A 14915-nucleotide genomic window follows, 5' to 3' on the forward strand; every position below is an offset into this window, starting at 1 on the left:
GCGTCTGTCGGGCTTCCTGTCACACTCGCAAGGTCACCGATCTGTCCAACTCCCACAACGTCCACGGCGGCGCACGCCCCCACGCGGAGTCGGTGCGCCCAACGATCCGGTTGACCAGCATCGGTACCGGGTCGATGGCTGCGCTCGTCGCCGGGACCGTCAGCGCGGGCCACGACGCTGTCGTGCCCACACAGGGGTGCATCATCTGGTGTGCCGACGGGCAGTCGTGCTCCCCGGTCATCACCGGAACCGACACCGAGTTGGCCATGCGGGACGGCGCTGCCATCGAGGCATGGCCGCCGCTCATCGACATGGACATGGACATCGAGCCGGTCACAGGCATCGACATCGGTGTCACCGAATGCATCAACAGCACACCGAACACCGTCAGTGCAATCAGCAAACCGACCATCGGAGCTGGGCCCCGTCGACCGCGCCGGCTCACAGAGTGCATGCCCTCGACGATACCAAGAGATACCCCCTGGGGGTACATTCGTCTCTGCGCTTCGGTCTTCGATGCATTTTGTCAGACTTTCGTGGTGTCGAGACGGTCCGCGCCCGAAGGTCGACGACCCATTGTCCGTCGTCGATGCGGCGGCGTAGCGCAAGAGATCGTCCGGTGGTTGCCCGGCCTGCGAATGCGGTTGTCCCGCAGGGGTTAATGCTCTACGCACACGCGGGTTACGACGCTATAGTCCGCAGGTTTCTGCGAACCCGCGCAGTTACGTCCCACTTCCATTCCCACACCCAGGCCGGTCCGGACGGGAGCGGCCCAGGAGTGGCGAGCATCGGAGACAACGGATTCGGGGGCATCGACGACGGATGCCCGCGTAGGGGATCGGCGAACCATCGAAAGCCGACCGCAGGCGGTCGCACGTCCCCTCCGGGGCCGCCCCATATGGGTCACCAATTTGGTCGTACGAGTCGCCCGAGTCTGACATGCCGGGGACCCCGACCAGTCAACCCACGCTCCGCAGGCTCCGCTCTTCGGGGTTGACAGGCCACCCGTTATCTTCTTCCCAACCCCTGACCAGTGGGGGCCGGTCGACCGATCCGGTATGGCTTACAGGCCACCGGCCGACTTCAGGTCTCGGCGAGTGATGCCGCCGGATCGGTAGGCACCGATTCACCGCTGATAGAGGCATGGCTGCAACGACGGGTCTGCATAACGTGGGTGACGGGAACGGTGTCACGACCACCTCAACCCGGAGGGCGGCAGTGAAGTTGGACAACACTAGCTACCAGGTGTTCTGCGGTATAGACGTCGGTAAGGCCAGCCACTATGCGGTCGCGCTGAACCGAGACGGGGAACGACTCGCGGGGACCGACGTACACCAGGATGAAGCGAGCATGCGGCGACTGTTCGCCGATTTGAGCCGTCACGGGAAGGTGCTGGTCATCGTTGACCAACCACGCAACATTGGCGCACTTCCTGTGGCGGTAGCCCGCGACTGTGGCATCGACGTCGCCTACCTGCCGGGACTGCGGATGCGACGTATAGCCGACCTGTATCCCGGCAACGGAAAGACCGATGCCAAAGACGCCTTCATCATCGCTGACGCTGCCCGCACGCTCCCGGACACGCTGTTGCCGATCGGTGAGAACAACGACCTCGTCGAAGGTCTACGCATGTTGGCTGGCTTCGACGCAGATCTTGCCGTCGACGAGAACCGGCTGATCAACCGCCTGCGCTCGGTCCTGCTGTCGGTTCACCCCGCGCTCGAACGCGCCATCGGCGCGCAGATGCATCGCCCGATCGGACCTGGACTGCTCGCAAAATTCGGCGGACCGGTGGGCTTCTCTGCCGCATCACGGCGCGACATCGAGTCGCAAGCAGAGGTTCTCGCTCCACGGCTGTGGAAAAAGATCGTCGACAGCATCCTCACAGCACTCGCCGAACAGACCGTGAGCGTGCCCGGTACCGCACAAGCCGATGTCGTCATCAAACACCTCGCCGGGCAGCTTCTCGACGTGCGCGTTGCCCGCCGAGACCTGGCCGCGCACTTCGAGCAGGCCCTGACCGTGCACCCGGCAGGCCCTATTCTGTCCTCGCTGCCCGGTGTCGGGGTCCGTACCGGGGTGACGATGCTTGTCGAGATCACCGACATCGGCCGATTCCGCGATGGAGGGTCCCTCGCGGTCTACGCCGGGGTCGCGCCGCGGACACACCGTTCCGGTACCTCGATCAAGGGCGAGCACCGACAACACAGTGGTAATGCCAGACTCAAGCGCGCGATGTATCTTTCGGCGTTCGCCGCGCTGAAGGACCCCGTCTCGCGGGCGTACTACGACCGCAAACGAGCCGAAGGTAAGAACCACCGATCGGCACTTATCTGTTTGGCCCGCCGCCGCATCGATGTTCTCCACGCGATGCTCCGCTCGAACACCCACTACCAGCCGATGGCGAATCTGGGCCCGAGCGAAAGCCGCGATCAAGACCGAGTCGACGCGGCTTAACGCGGCCGGGTGCAAGTCGAGAGGCCACGCACCTGACATCTACGGGGCGCGCCTCGCGTTGGGCCGCGCGGAAGTCGCTCATGGGTACGCAAATGTCAGTTCACAGTGCCTTCTGCCAGGATCGATTGACGGCGAATGAGGTTATATACGAACATGAGTCGCCTGTCGCGCATGTCCCGGTGTAGTCGCCTATTGCGAGTAATTCCGCTGTCGGTTCGATCTGCCATCGGGTGTATCGGCACCGGAATCTGACGCCGTCGTCACCGCTGTCGGTTTCGGTGATGACGTTGGTGATCAAGTGCCGACTGAGCGGTGCGGATACGAACAACCGGGCGTAATGCGTCCTGATGGCGTCGCGGCCGACGACATCGGTTCCGGCAAAAGAAAGTACGGCTCTGCCCAACAGGCTGGCGACGGTGTCGGCGTCGCGTCCGTCTGCCGCCTCGGCATAACGTCCCAGAAGGTTCTCGACTTCGTGCCGCGCGTCCGCTGGCCGCAGCGCGTTCACAGCGACCACCAGTCGAGCCGGGTCGTGGCCGGGTGGTGGGTGACACTGGGATGCAGCCGTGCGAGCTTCCCTCGGTAGAACACCAGGGGACGCTGATCGCAGTATTCGACTGCAGTGACATTGGCGAGCATCCCGACGTGATCGCCGGCCTCGAATACCGACTGCGGCGCGCAGTCGATCCATGCACTGGCCGCTGCCGACCTCGGTGCTGAACCGGACTCGGTGTCCCAGTCCCCGCACTCGAACTTCGCTCCCGTGCGTGAAGCGAAGCCGTAGCAGACATCGCCCTGTGACTCGGACAGAACGTTCACGCACAGGTGGCGCGCTTGCCGCAGGATCGAGAAGGTATGCGAGCCCGCGGCAGCGAAGAACCCGACCATGGGGGGATCGGACGAGACCGAGGTCAACGACCCCACGGTCATGCCGACAGGCTGCCCGCCGACGAGTGCGGTCACCACTGCGACCGAGGTCGGAACGCGGCCGAGAGCACGTCGTAGACGCGACGGGTCCAGCTCGGTACGCACCTGGGTGTTCGTTTCCATGTGGGGAGACTTTCGGATCGACGGATCAGGGAAGCGCCCGTGAGGCGCTGCCTCCGAAGTGGACACCAGTCGGTGGGGGTGCTTCTTGCGCCGACTGCCGCAGTGATCCGGGTCACTTAGTGCAGATCGCGCACTTAGGAGCGACCGCTGCGCTGCACGCACAACCGGCGTCAGCGGCTTTGGTGGCTCAGCACGAGAACGACGGCATCGATCACTTGAACTATGTGACCTACGCCGCATCAGTGCGAAACCTTGGAAGGGACCACCTATGACCATCACCGCCGACCGCCCCGTTTCCGACACCGTGACCGATCCCTCGGTCGAGTTGCCGGCACGAGCGGCAGAGTTGCTCGACCTCCTCCGCTCGAACGCCGCACGCACCGAGGACGATCGCCGGGTCGCGCAGGAGAACATCGATGCCCTCGCCGCTGCCGGGCTGTTCAAAATCTCCGTTCCGAAGCGGTTGGGCGGGCACGAGGCAGACTTCAAGACATTCCTCGAGGTCACCTCGACGCTGGGACAGGCATGCGGCTCCACAGCGTGGGCGGCCACGCTGATCAACGTGTGCGGCTGGCTGATCGGGCTGTACCCGGATCAGGCGCAGCGAGATGTGTTCGACGACAACCCCGATGCACGCATCTGCGGTGTCGTCGCCCCGAACTCGACCGCGGTGGCCGTCGAGGGTGGTCTGCGTGTGACCGGCAAGTGGGGTTTCGCTTCCGGGTCGCTGCACTCGCAGTGGGCCATGCTGGGCGTGCCCGTGGTCGACGAGACCGGCACACAGATCGACCAGGGCATGGCGCTGATCCCCATGAGCGAGTTGACGATCGAGGACACCTGGTACGTGGCGGGTATGCGGGGAACGGGCAGCAACACGATCATCGCGAACGATGTGTTCGTGCCGGCGCACCGCATTCTGTCCGTTACCGCCGCAATCGACGGGTCGTACCCGACCGAGCACAAGGACGAAGCGCTGTACCGGTCTGCGTTCGTACCGGTGCTCGCCCTGGTGTTGGTCGGCCCGCAACTCGGACTCGCCCAGGGCGCGCTCGAGACGGTGAAGGCCTCGCTGGCGAAGGGCCGGGGAATCTCGTACACGTTCTACGAGAAGTCCGTCGACGCCGGATCGACTCAGATCAACATGGCGAACGCGGCCTCGCTGGTGGACACCGCGATGTTGCACTGCTTCCGCGCGGCCGCCGACATCGACACCGCAGCAGCATCACCCGACTACATGGACTTCGGCAACCGGGCACGAGTGCGCATGGATGTCGGCGTGGTCGCCACCCGTGCCCGCGAAGCGATGGATCTACTGCTGACCGTCCAAGGCGCGGGTAGCTTCGCCGAAGTCTCTCCCCTACAGCGGATGTGGCGCGACCTCGAGACCGGCTCGCGGCACGCCGTTGTCAATCCCGCGATCGCAGCCGAAGCGTACGGCCGTGCGCTGTTGGGAGTGGCAGAGCAGGTCACGCCGCTGATCTGACGCTCGAGCACTGAACGATTCTACTGTGGGCCGGCGAGAACGCCGGCCCACAGGCGCGTGGAGACCAGGTTCAGTTCTGTGGCGGCAGAACACGATTGCCGTATGTATCGACCAGGACCAGAGCGGTGTGCAGCGGGTACCGGCGATCGGCAACGTCGTACCCGAGGAGCTCGGATGCACGTTTGACCCGGTACGCGACGGTGTTGCGGGAGACGTGCAGGATTCGCGCTGCCGCGTGGGGACTGGATTCGTCGGCGAGATACTGCAGCACCGTGCTCCGTAGGTCCGCTGCATGCGGTGTCCGTTCGGCCAGTGGTCCGAGTTCCCGGGCGACGAAAACACTTGCCGCGTCTATGTTTTCGGTCAACATCGCCGGTACGGCAACCTCGGTGTAGGAGGTGAGCGGCGTCGGTCGCTGCGCCATGCGGGCCGAGCGTTCGGCCATGGCCGCCTCGCGGTGAGACCGCTCGAATCCTGCCAACCCGGTTCCGCGGGCACCGACTGCTACGCGAATGTCCCGGGTGGAGGGCTGGTGGTCGACGAGGGGGAGAGCCGGGAAGCGGCGGCGCCCGCCCCAGGCCCAGACGTTCGCGGCACCGACGGGAAGCACGAGCCGCTGCGTGGCACCGGCGGCGGTGAGCGCGTCGTGGGCGGCAGCGTGCAGATCGGTCGTGTCGGCTTTGCGGCGGGCCGGCTCGAACCACAGGGTCAGCGCGATGTGCTCGACGCTGACGTCGTAATCCAGTGCCGCGCTGGCCGCGGCCGGGTCGTCGAGCTCGCCGGCGAGGATCGCGCGCACCGCTTCGGCGCGGGTGGCCGCGGCGCTGGCCATCCATCGATCGCGTTCGGCGACGTACTCGGTGGCCATGGCCCCGGAGAATTCGTCGATGTATGTGAAGAGAAGCTCGGAGATGCGCTGCATCTGCGGCACGCGCTGCTCGGCGTCGACATAGCGGGCACAGGCGGCCATGAAGGCGCGGGAGAGGGCTGCATGACCGAGGCGAACACCGCGCAGCACTCGGTCGAGTGCGACACCGCGGCGGACGAATTCACGGTCCCCGCGCAGCGCTTCGTCGGTGATGGCGGGCATGGCGTCGTCGAGTTCGGCGATCCGCAGCAGTGCGCGGATGGCGGAGGATTCGGTCCCCATCCGCAGCGTGTCGACTTGTTCGGCTCCGCCGCCGATCTCGGGAATCTCCTCGACGATGGTGGTCGCCATCGCCGAACCCACCTCGCAGGCCCACGCGACCGGACCGCCGCCGATCCGCTCTGCGGCATCGGCGATGGTGGCCGCGGTACTGGCAGGCGCGGGGGTCTGCGGGTCGGTGGGCACCAGGTTGCGGAGCCACCCCGACCCGGCCACTTCGGGTGTGCCGGTCACCGCGGCACCAGCTCGATGGTCATGCGGTGGTGCGGGGCATTCGGGATGGTCGTCGACGCTCGAAGTCGGCGATGTCGTCGTCGTATTGGAGCGTCGAGGCGATGTCGTCGAGTCCGGCGAGGAGCTTTCTGCGGGTGGTGGGATCGATTCCGAACGGCACGGTCAGGGTGCCGGCGGTGATGGTGCAGGTGTGCAGGTCGACGGTCATGTTCTCACCGGGGTGGGAGTCGATGTGTTTCCACAGCAGTTCGAGGTCGGGTTCGGTGACCTCGGCGGCGAGCAGGCCGGCTTTGCCGGCGTTGGATCGGAAGATGTCGGCGAACCGCGACGATACGACGACGCGAAAGCCGAAGTCCCACAACGCCCACACTGCGTGTTCGCGGGAGGATCCGATTCCGAAGTCGGGTCCGGTCACCAGGATCTGTCCGGTGTCGAACGGTGGTCGGTTCAGAATGAAGTCCGGGTCGGCCCGCCAGGTCGCGAACAGTGCGTCGTCGTAGCCGGTGCGGGTGACGCGCTTCATGTATTCCGAAGGGCAGATCTGATCGGTGTCGACTCCGCTACGCCGCAGGGGGACAGCGATTCCGGTGACGGTGGTGAAGGCCTGCATGGGTGGGTGCACCTCCGGTGCGGCGCGGGGTTGGGTTGCCGGGACCGGGGCGGCACGCGCGTACGGTCACCCCGGTCCCGGCTGTTCTACTCGGCCGATCGGTCGGCCAGTAGAAGATCTGCACTCAGGTCGCGACCGAGGGATACGGTTTGCCGAGCCAGTGCTGGAGCTGAGCGCCGAATTCGCGTTGGAAGGACAGTGGGCCCTTCTCGAGTGCCCAGGTTTCGTCGTAGATCGCGATGAACAGCGTGAGGTTGAGGAAGAAGTGTGCGCCCATCTCGAACAGTGCCACGTAGTCGTGGTTGATCAGAGCCTCGCGCTCTTCGTCGGTGAGCTCGTTGACGGTGGTGCGTTCACTGTCGGAGAGTTTGGGTCCGATTTCTTCCTCCCAGCGGCCGACGAACTCTTTCGGGTCCTTGGCGTAGGCGTCGAGGTAGTCGGGGTCGCGGTCGACGGTGAACAGGAACTTGTCGACGTAGTACTTGCTCATGCCGGATCTCCGTTCGGGTACCAGGTGAAGTAGGCCTCCATCGTGTGATAGAGATCGAAATTGTCTACGTACGCGGCCTTTTCGGGTCCGGCGATGCCCATCATCAAGATCAGATCCATGAAACCGTGGGTGGCGTTGCCGTGGCCTGCGAGGGTCTCGAGGGTGACGTTTTCCAAGATGGCCTCGATGTTGCCTTCGGAGAGCCAGCGGATGGCGTTGGCGTCGAATTCCGGGTCGGGTCCGTGTTCACCGAATTGACGTGGTCCGCCGAGTTCGAGGGAAAGATGCCCACTGCCGATGGCCGCGATGCGCTGATCGGAGGGGTACTCGTCGATGACCTCGCGGATCGCGCGGCCGAGATCCCAGAACCGTTTCGGCGACGGGAGCGGCGGGGCGAAGATGTTGGTGTAGATCGGCACCACCGGCAGGTCGGCCTCGGGGCGAGTGGTGATGATCGGGCAGATGATCGAGTGGTCGATCTTGAGTTCGTTGCTGAACGAGAAGTCGAAACCGCGGTCCATCAGCCCTTGGAGCAGGAAACCGGAGAGCTCTTCGTGGCCTTCGAGAACGTATTTCGGGATGCCGAATTCGCGTTCTTCGTTGTAGAAGGTGGCGTCGTAGCGCGGCGCTTTCCCGATGAGGAAGGTCGGGTAGTTGTCGAGGAAGAACTGGTGGAAGTGGTCGGCTCCGACCATCACCAGGATGTCCGGCTTCGCCGCGGTGAGCGTCTCGCGGTAGGCCTCGACCTTTCGCTTCCACTCCGCCGCGAACGGGGGCTGTTCCTCCACCGGGCCGGTGGTGGCTTTGTAATAGAACGGGTGATGGGTAGTGCCGAGCACTGCCGCCAGTGTCGCCATGAAAAGAGTCTCCTCGGTGAAGGTAGCGGATGGGCTGTGATGGAGCTTTTACGTTGCGGGGGAATCGGTGTCGGCGGGATCGGTGTCGGTGGGATCGACGTAGTAGGCACCGCGGTCGACGTTCATGTAGATGTCGTTGGCGATGGGGTTGCGGCGTTCCTCGGTGAGTTGTCCGATCAGGCCGGCGCATCGGGCGAGCAACGCGAAACCGCGCAGCATCTCGGTCGGCAGACCCAGGTCCGCCAGCGCGGCCCCGCACACCCCGGCTCCGTTGAGCGGCAGGTGGCGTCCGACGCCGCGCTCGGACATCCGGCCGATGGCCTCGAACAGCTGCAGGTGCGGTCCGCGTAGGCCTTCTTCGGTGGCGATGCCGATCAGCACCGGTGTGCGTGGATCGCCGCCCTTGTGGTTGGGGTGCCCCAGGCCGGGGACGTGCTTTCCTGACTTGCGTTGTCGGGCAATGGCATCGAGAGCCATCTGATCCCAGCCCTCGTCGCTGTCGGGCAGGGTTCCGCCGCCGGCGGCGTGCGCGGCCAAGGAATCGGCCAGGAACTGTCCGCAGTCTTCGGTGACGCCGAGGAATCGCGATCCTCCGCCGAGCAGCCCGGCCGCGAGCGCTCCCTGCAGTGAGTCGGGGGCGCTGAGGTAGGTCACGCGGGCGGCGATGGCGGTCGGGGTGAACCCGTGATCGGTCAGGGCGACCAGGACGGATTCGAAGACGCGGACCTCGCCGGGGGTGGGTCGGCGCATGGCGACCATCCAGAAGGCGAGTTCTCCGAAGCCGACCTTGCCCATGAGGTCGCCGGCCAGGTCCTGGCCGAGGAGCTTGATCTCGGTGGCCGACGATGTGCCCAGAGAGGTCGGGAAGTCCGTACGCGGTGTGTAGTCGGCGTTGCTCATCGTTGTCCCTGCCCAGCGGTCGGCGGCGCGGTGGTGGTGGCTGCGGAGAGCCAGGCGCGGACCTCGTCGCTGTCCTGGCCGAGGGTCGGCGGTGCGAGGTCGTAGCGGGGTGCGAAGCCGCTGAAGGTGATGGGGTTGCGCACCCCGGGGACGGTGGCTCCGGGTGGCCCTACCTGGACGACCGGTTCGAGGCCGAGTTTCTCGGCGTACTGCACCCCTTGGGCGATGGTGTTGATCGGGCCGTTCGGGACACCGACCTCGTTGAGCTTGTCGAACCAATGGGTCGCCGACTCGGTGCGCAGGCGTTCGACCAGCAGCGGCCGCAGCTCTTCGCGGCGTTCGGTGCGGTCAGCGTTCTTGGCGAAGCGGGGATCGTCGGCGAGCTCGGGGACACCGAGCACGTCGACCAGTTTGCGGAACTGGGCGTCGTTGCCGGCGGTGACGATCAGGTCGTTGTCGGCGGTGGGGAGCGGTTCGTACGGGAACAGGCTCGGGTGCGCGTTGCCCATCCGGTGCGGGGTGACCCCACCGGCGACGTACGCGGAGGTCTGGTTGACCAGCCCGCTCATCGCCGATGCCAGCAGCGAGGTTTCGATGTGCTGGCCTTCTCCGGTCGCGGACCGGTGCGCCAACGCGGCGAGGATGCCGATGGTCGAGTGCAGTCCGGCCATGACGTCGAAGACACTGATGCCGGCGCGGTAGGCCGGTCCGTCCGGATCGCCGGTCAAGCTCATCAGGCCCGACATCGCTTGCACGATCAGGTCGTAGCCGGGCAGCGATGCACCTTCGGCGGAGCCGAAGCCGCTGATCGAGCAGTAGATGATCGCGTCGTTGCGTTCTTTCACCGTGTCGTAGTCCAGGCCGAATCGGCGCAGGCCACCGGGTTTGAAGTTCTCCACCACGACGTCGGCGCGGCCGGTCAGGGCGTGGGCGACGGCGAGGTCGTCGTCGTTCTTGAAGTCGAGGACGATCGACTTCTTGTTGCGGTTGATCGCGGCGTAGTACGTCGAGACGCCGTCCTCGCGCACGGGCGGAACCCACGAGCGGGTGTCGTCGCCGCCGGGGCTTTCGACCTTGATCACCTCGGCACCCATGTCGGCGAGCAGCATCGTCGCGTAGGGCCCGGCGAGGACGCGGGAGAGATCCGCGACGACGATGCCGTCGAGGGGTCGGGCGGGGGAGGTGCCTGTGGGAGCCACGAGGTCAGATCCTTTCCAGCAGAGTGTCAGTGGGCGCGGCGTGCACCGGTCAGCCTTCGACGAGGTCGAAGGAGAACAGTCGATCGCGGGAGGCTTCGGCGCGGGCACGGATGTCGGCGATGTCGCATCCGACGAGTCGGCCGCCGTATTTGCGGACCTGGCCGGCGACGAAGACGGTGTCGATGTTTCCGGGATGTCCGGCTCCGACGATGCTGGCGGCGATGTCGTTGGCGGGCAACAGGTTCGCGTCGTCGAGACGGATCACGATCAGGTCGGCGTCCTTGCCGGGGGTGATCGATCCGCTCTTGTGATCGAGTCCCGACGCACGTGCGCCTTCGATGGTCGCCATGGCGAGCAGATCGGCCGGGGTGAACGCCGGGAGTGTGCCGTAGGTGGCGGGGTCGATGCTGATTCCGACGTTCTGCGCCGTCAACGCCGCGCGCATGACGTTGAACATGTCACCGGCGACGGATGCTTCGGTGTCGATGCTCAGGCTGGGGCGGATACCGGCGGCGAGCAGGCGTCCGGTGGCGGGGGCACCGAGGCCGGGCAGGACTGCCTCGACCGCGGCGGAGACCGAGGCGTGCGCGCCGGAGTCGGCGAGCATCTTCAGTTCGTCGTCGTCGCTGGTGCAGCAGTGGATGAACAGCAGATCCTCGGCGAGCAGGCCGGCATCGCCCAGCGAGCCGATGCCTCGGAATTCCGGACCCCACGGGCCGTTCCCGACGTGCATCGAGGATCGGATGCCCAGCTCACGTGCCATCGCGAGGTCCTTGCTGGTCACATCGAGAGTGGACAGTTCCGGTCCACGGAGCATGGCCTGCAGGGTGACCAGGGCGTCGTCGTCGGCGAGAACGTCGGAGCGGACGCGGCGGATGTCCTCGGGGTGGGTGGCTTCACCGCGCAGCATCCACTTGTTGGAATCGATCGAGGGCCAACCGAACGCGAAGACTCCGCGGATCCCGGAATCGCGCAGTGCGGCGATGGCGGCATCGGTGTGCTGGGTGCTGTTCTGGATGTGCGACTCGTCGCGCAGGGTGGTGATGCCGGCGTCGAGCGCGCCGAGTGCGCCGGTGAGGTTGCCGATGTAGACATCGTCGGGCGTGAACTCCGGGCCCCAGGTGAGCTGAATGTGCTGGCGGTACTTCGGGAAGTCCCATCCGGTGCCGACCTGGCGGATCGCCCCTTGCCAGGTGTGGCGGTGGGTGTCGACGAAGCCGGGCAGTACGGCCCGATCGGTGCCGTCGATGACGGTGGCACCGGCGGCGTCGAGATCGGTGCCGACCTCGACGATCTTGCCGCCGTCGATGAGGACGTCACCGACGAAGTCGCCGAGAGCATCGTCCTGAGTGAGCAGATGCGCGCCGCGGATGAGGATGCGGCCCTCGGGGATTGCTGAGCTCGTGGGGGTGGTCATCGGTGATCTCCTTCTGCACTGGGTCGGTCGGTGACACCGAGGCGGTCGGCGAACCAGTCGCCGAGCCGGGTGTGCTTGTCGTGAGAGTGGTTGTAGATGCAGTGGTCCCCGTCGAGGAACTCGCTGAACGTCTTGTCCGACGACGCTGCGCCGTCGTGGAGCGCCCGGGCGTTCTCGATCAGGAAGATCTGATCGGGTGTGCCGTGCATGACGTGCAGCGGGCAGGTCAGGCCCGAAAGGGTGTCGTCGGTGAGCACGAAGGTGTTCATCGTCTCGACGGCCTTGTCGGGGTCGTCGATCCCCAGCAGCGCTTGCACTTTGGTCACGAAGCGCTTGTAGCGGTCGAGGATTTCCGCCGGGCGGACGGTGCCGCCGTTGACCGCACACGCAGCGATACGGGAATCGCTTGCCGCGACGAGCGCTGCGAGGTAACCGCCCATGCTGTTGCCCCAGATCCCGATTCTGTCGGCGAGACGGTCATCGGTCTGCAGATGATCGACCATGGCCGAAAACGCTTCGGGAACATCGGCATCGAGATACAGGCCCTGCAGGATCCGACTCTCGCCCTGACCTGGTCCGTCGACGAGGAACACCGCGATCCCGCGGGCGAGCAGATACGTTGCGCCCACGTGGTATTCCTCGCGCCACCCGTCGAACCCGCCCATGACGATCACCACCGGTGGAGTGTCGACACCGGCGGGCCGCAGCAGCCATCCGCACAATCGTGCGCCGCGGTAGGGGATCTCGACATGATCGACCGGTGGATCGGCCAGTTCGCCTGCTGCGCCGTAGTATTCGATGAGTTTGCGGTACATCGGCTTCTTGCGCGGGTCCGAATCGGGCAGGGGAACCTGCCCGACTCGGTAGCAGGCACTGGCTCGGAGGTAGTCACTGCGAGCGGTGACCAGGTGTCCCTCGGACTTCGACGCGGCAGCCGAAGCTGCGATGCGCTCGCCCAGTTGTGCGCCGGCATCGGCCCACGGGATGCCGGAGTCGGCGAGGGCGTAGAGCTCGGTGACGTCGGCGTAGTCCAGGCCGTTGCCGATCAGCCGCTGCAGCGGCATCGCCCGCTTGTGGGCCGCGACTTCCGCCGCCCACGGCGGTGTGGCGTCGGTGTCGGTGGTCTCTGCCACGTCAGACACCTGCCGGCGCAGCGTCGACGGCGCGATCGGACTGAGCCTCGTCGGGCTGGGGGACACGGGCGGGGGTGGGGAAGCGGCCGGCGAGGCCGTCGGCGAGCGAGTCGAGCAGTGCACCGGTCTCGGAGGCCTGTGCGGCGGATCCGAAGAGCCAGAAGTCCGGTCGGATCAGCACCGTCGTGGCACCGAGGCCGCTCAGCCACGGCAGATAGGTGCCGTCGACGTCGACGATCTTCGCGCCCGATCCGGGTGCCCCGACATGTGCGGTGATGATGCCGATGCGGTCGATGAAGTCACGCTGCTGCTCGGACAGCGACGTCAGAGCGTCGGCGTCGGTGGTCAGCAGCACCCAGCCGGTTCCGACGAGATTGTCGAACAGGCCCTTCGTGCCGTCGACCTCGACCATGCCCTGCACACCGACCGTGCTGGCGGTGGGGTCGTTCGGACGCACGAACGACGTCGGGCCGGGGATCTCGGGTATCGGGGGGATCAGCGACGGGTCGGCGAGCGCAGCTTTGAGGCCCTGATCTCGCATGGCTGCGATCTCGGGGTCGGTAATCACGCAGGGCAGTCCGATTTCGCGGGAGAGGTTCATCCATGCGACGAAGATGGGCTTGCGGTCGGCGGTGTAGCTGTCGAGGATCTGCGGCGATGCCTGATCGCGCAGCACCAGGTTCAGCCGCCACGCGAGCGAGGAGGCGTCGCGGATGCCGTTGCACATCCCCTCACCGGCGAAGGGCCACAACACGTGGGCGGAGTCTCCGGCGAGGAACACTCGACCGTCCTGCCAATGCTCGGCGACCACTTCCCGGAAGTTGTAGACCGGACGGCGCAGGATCTCGACATCGTCAGGGCCCACCCAGGGCTTCAACAGTTCCCATACCCGCTCTTCGGTGAAGTCTTCCGGCTTCTCGCCGGGCAGCAGTGTCCACTCCCACCGGTGGTGGTGAGCACCGAGCTGGAACAGGCATCCCGGCCGCTTGGGGTCGGCGAACTGACCGTTGTCGAACTCGAAGTTGAGCTTGTGCTTCTCGCGGCAGTCCACGACGAGCTGGTTGTAGTCGCAGTTGCCGACCCAGGTCTTGATTCCCAGGCTCTCGCGGATGGAGCTGTTCGCGCCGTCCGCAGCGATGAGGTACTTCGCCCGCACCTGAGTCTGTTCGCCGCTCTTGCGGTGCTCGAGGGTGATGGTCACCCCGTCGTCGTCCTGCTCGAAGGCCACGGCCTTGGTGCCCATGGTGATGTCGACGTTGCCGGTTTCGGTGACCGCCCGGTGCATCGCCAGCTCGAGGTAGTTCTGGTAGAAGATCCAATGGCCACGGTGACCGTGGGGGCCGACCTGGGACCAGTCCATGCGTAACAGCAGCTCGCCGTCGAAGGCCTTGGTGCGCATGTCGTACATGTCCCACGGCACCGCGTCGGACTTGAATTCTTCGTCGATGCCGATCTTCTGCAGCGTGCGGACGATCTCGTCGTCCATGTGGCCGGCGCGGGAGAGGCCGTACAGGGTCTCGTAGGCCTCGAACGCGGCAACGGAATGCCCTGCCTGCCCGAGCTGGGCGCTGAGCATCTGCCCGATGGGTCCGAAACCGATGACTACAACGTCGTAGTTCTTCATCGCTGGTGGGTCCTTTCGAGTACTTCTGTCTGCCGCCGGTGGGGCGGGGTGCATCTGTGCGGTGTTCCGGTCTGGCCTCGACCGTCGGCGCGGTCGCAGGCTGTTCGCGGCCGGACATCCCGGTGAGCTACTCGATCGGACCCTTGCGCTTTATTTCTGCAGCTCAAGCATTTATTGTCCGTCTAGCGGACAGTGGTCCGTTCGTGTAGGTTCAAGAATGCCTTCCAACTTTCGATGTGTCAAGCGTCATATGGGCGGATCGGCGTTGTGCAGCGCACAGCCGTGTCGGCATCCGCGCGACGAAGTTCATCGGC

14 protein-coding genes are annotated in these 14915 nt (G+C 65.7%); 2 read left to right on the forward strand and 12 right to left on the reverse strand.

Features of this window, described 5'->3' with window-relative positions; all coding sequences use genetic code 11:
• Nucleotides 1-19: 19 nt before the first annotated feature.
• A complete protein-coding gene (locus CH294_RS26680; RefSeq protein WP_094626844.1) occupies nt 20-454 on the reverse strand; it encodes a DUF6153 family protein in 435 nt (144 codons plus the stop codon).
• A gap of 770 nt (nt 455-1224) precedes the next feature.
• Here CH294_RS26680 and CH294_RS26685 point away from each other — a divergent pair.
• The gene (locus CH294_RS26685) at nt 1225-2457 is read left to right on the forward strand and encodes an IS110 family transposase (RefSeq protein ID WP_094739400.1); all 1233 of its coding nucleotides are present in this window, start codon (nt 1225-1227) and stop codon (nt 2455-2457) included.
• Nucleotides 2458-2557: 100 nt separating this feature from the next.
• Here the strand turns inward: CH294_RS26685 and CH294_RS26690 are convergent, their stop codons facing one another.
• Both CH294_RS26690 and CH294_RS26695 read right to left on the reverse strand, forming a co-directional pair.
• Entirely contained in the window at nt 2558-2965 is a 408-nt protein-coding gene (locus CH294_RS26690) for a nuclear transport factor 2 family protein (RefSeq protein WP_170944872.1), read from the reverse strand.
• Nucleotides 2962-3507, reverse strand: coding sequence for a flavin reductase family protein (locus CH294_RS26695; protein ID WP_170944873.1), 546 nt, complete (start codon nt 3505-3507; stop codon nt 2962-2964). The genes CH294_RS26690 and CH294_RS26695 overlap by 4 nt, the downstream gene beginning before the upstream one ends.
• Before the next feature lie 268 nt (nt 3508-3775).
• Between CH294_RS26695 and CH294_RS26700 the strand changes: the two genes are divergently transcribed.
• On the forward strand, nt 3776-4990 hold the full coding sequence (locus tag CH294_RS26700) for an acyl-CoA dehydrogenase family protein (RefSeq protein WP_094739372.1): 1215 nt from the start codon (nt 3776-3778) through the stop codon (nt 4988-4990).
• A 70-nt stretch (nt 4991-5060) separates the two neighbouring features.
• On the opposite strand, the gene CH294_RS26705 is transcribed toward CH294_RS26700, so the two are convergent.
• From CH294_RS26705 to CH294_RS26745, 9 genes are all read right to left on the reverse strand, one after another.
• On the reverse strand, nt 5061-6371 hold the full coding sequence (locus CH294_RS26705; RefSeq protein WP_094739373.1) for a helix-turn-helix domain-containing protein: 1311 nt from the start codon (nt 6369-6371) through the stop codon (nt 5061-5063).
• Nucleotides 6372-6390: 19 nt separating this feature from the next.
• Nucleotides 6391-6981, reverse strand: a complete 591-nt coding sequence (gene leuD, locus CH294_RS26710) for a 3-isopropylmalate dehydratase small subunit (RefSeq protein ID WP_094739374.1) — start codon at nt 6979-6981, stop codon at nt 6391-6393.
• Between the two features lie 124 nt (nt 6982-7105).
• Entirely contained in the window at nt 7106-7471 is a 366-nt protein-coding gene (locus CH294_RS26715) for a hypothetical protein (protein WP_094739375.1), read from the reverse strand.
• Nucleotides 7468-8328 (reverse strand): extradiol ring-cleavage dioxygenase, encoded by an 861-nt coding sequence (locus CH294_RS26720; RefSeq protein ID WP_094739376.1) that lies wholly within the window; start codon nt 8326-8328, stop codon nt 7468-7470. The genes CH294_RS26715 and CH294_RS26720 overlap by 4 nt, the downstream gene beginning before the upstream one ends.
• 48 nt (nt 8329-8376) lie before the next feature.
• Entirely contained in the window at nt 8377-9228 is an 852-nt protein-coding gene (locus CH294_RS26725) for a citryl-CoA lyase (RefSeq protein ID WP_094739377.1), read from the reverse strand.
• Nucleotides 9225-10427: a CaiB/BaiF CoA-transferase family protein gene (locus CH294_RS26730; protein ID WP_094739378.1), complete on the reverse strand. Its 1203-nt coding sequence runs from the start codon at nt 10425-10427 to the stop codon at nt 9225-9227. The genes CH294_RS26725 and CH294_RS26730 overlap by 4 nt, the downstream gene beginning before the upstream one ends.
• A gap of 49 nt (nt 10428-10476) precedes the next feature.
• A complete protein-coding gene (locus tag CH294_RS26735; RefSeq protein WP_094739379.1) occupies nt 10477-11844 on the reverse strand; it encodes an amidohydrolase family protein in 1368 nt (455 codons plus the stop codon).
• Nucleotides 11841-12977, reverse strand: coding sequence for an alpha/beta fold hydrolase (locus CH294_RS26740; protein ID WP_094739380.1), 1137 nt, complete (start codon nt 12975-12977; stop codon nt 11841-11843). Before CH294_RS26740 ends, CH294_RS26735 begins: the two co-directional genes overlap by 4 nt.
• Nucleotide 12978: 1 nt before the next feature.
• A complete protein-coding gene (locus CH294_RS26745; protein ID WP_170944874.1) occupies nt 12979-14601 on the reverse strand; it encodes a bifunctional 3-(3-hydroxy-phenyl)propionate/3-hydroxycinnamic acid hydroxylase in 1623 nt (540 codons plus the stop codon).
• Nucleotides 14602-14915: the final 314 nt, after the last annotated feature.

This window comes from Rhodococcus sp. 14-2483-1-1, from assembly GCF_002259335.1.
Classification (GTDB): domain Bacteria; phylum Actinomycetota; class Actinomycetes; order Mycobacteriales; family Mycobacteriaceae; genus Rhodococcoides.

Excerpts from the sequence above, each read along its gene's own strand:
- CH294_RS26680 (WP_094626844.1), bottom strand. The coding sequence starts at position 454 with ATGCACTCTGTGAGCCGGCGCGGTCGACGGGGCCCAGCTCCGATGGTC.
- CH294_RS26695 (WP_170944873.1), bottom strand. The coding sequence starts at position 3,507 with ATGGAAACGAACACCCAGGTGCGTACCGAGCTGGACCCGTCGCGTCTA.
- CH294_RS26700 (WP_094739372.1), top strand. The coding sequence starts at position 3,776 with ATGACCATCACCGCCGACCGCCCCGTTTCCGACACCGTGACCGATCCC.
- leuD (WP_094739374.1), bottom strand. The coding sequence starts at position 6,981 with ATGCAGGCCTTCACCACCGTCACCGGAATCGCTGTCCCCCTGCGGCGT.
- CH294_RS26715 (WP_094739375.1), bottom strand. The coding sequence starts at position 7,471 with ATGAGCAAGTACTACGTCGACAAGTTCCTGTTCACCGTCGACCGCGAC.
- CH294_RS26720 (WP_094739376.1), bottom strand. The coding sequence starts at position 8,328 with ATGGCGACACTGGCGGCAGTGCTCGGCACTACCCATCACCCGTTCTAT.
- CH294_RS26725 (WP_094739377.1), bottom strand. The coding sequence starts at position 9,228 with ATGAGCAACGCCGACTACACACCGCGTACGGACTTCCCGACCTCTCTG.
- CH294_RS26735 (WP_094739379.1), bottom strand. The coding sequence starts at position 11,844 with ATGACCACCCCCACGAGCTCAGCAATCCCCGAGGGCCGCATCCTCATC.
- CH294_RS26745 (WP_170944874.1), bottom strand. The coding sequence starts at position 14,601 with ATGAAGAACTACGACGTTGTAGTCATCGGTTTCGGACCCATCGGGCAG.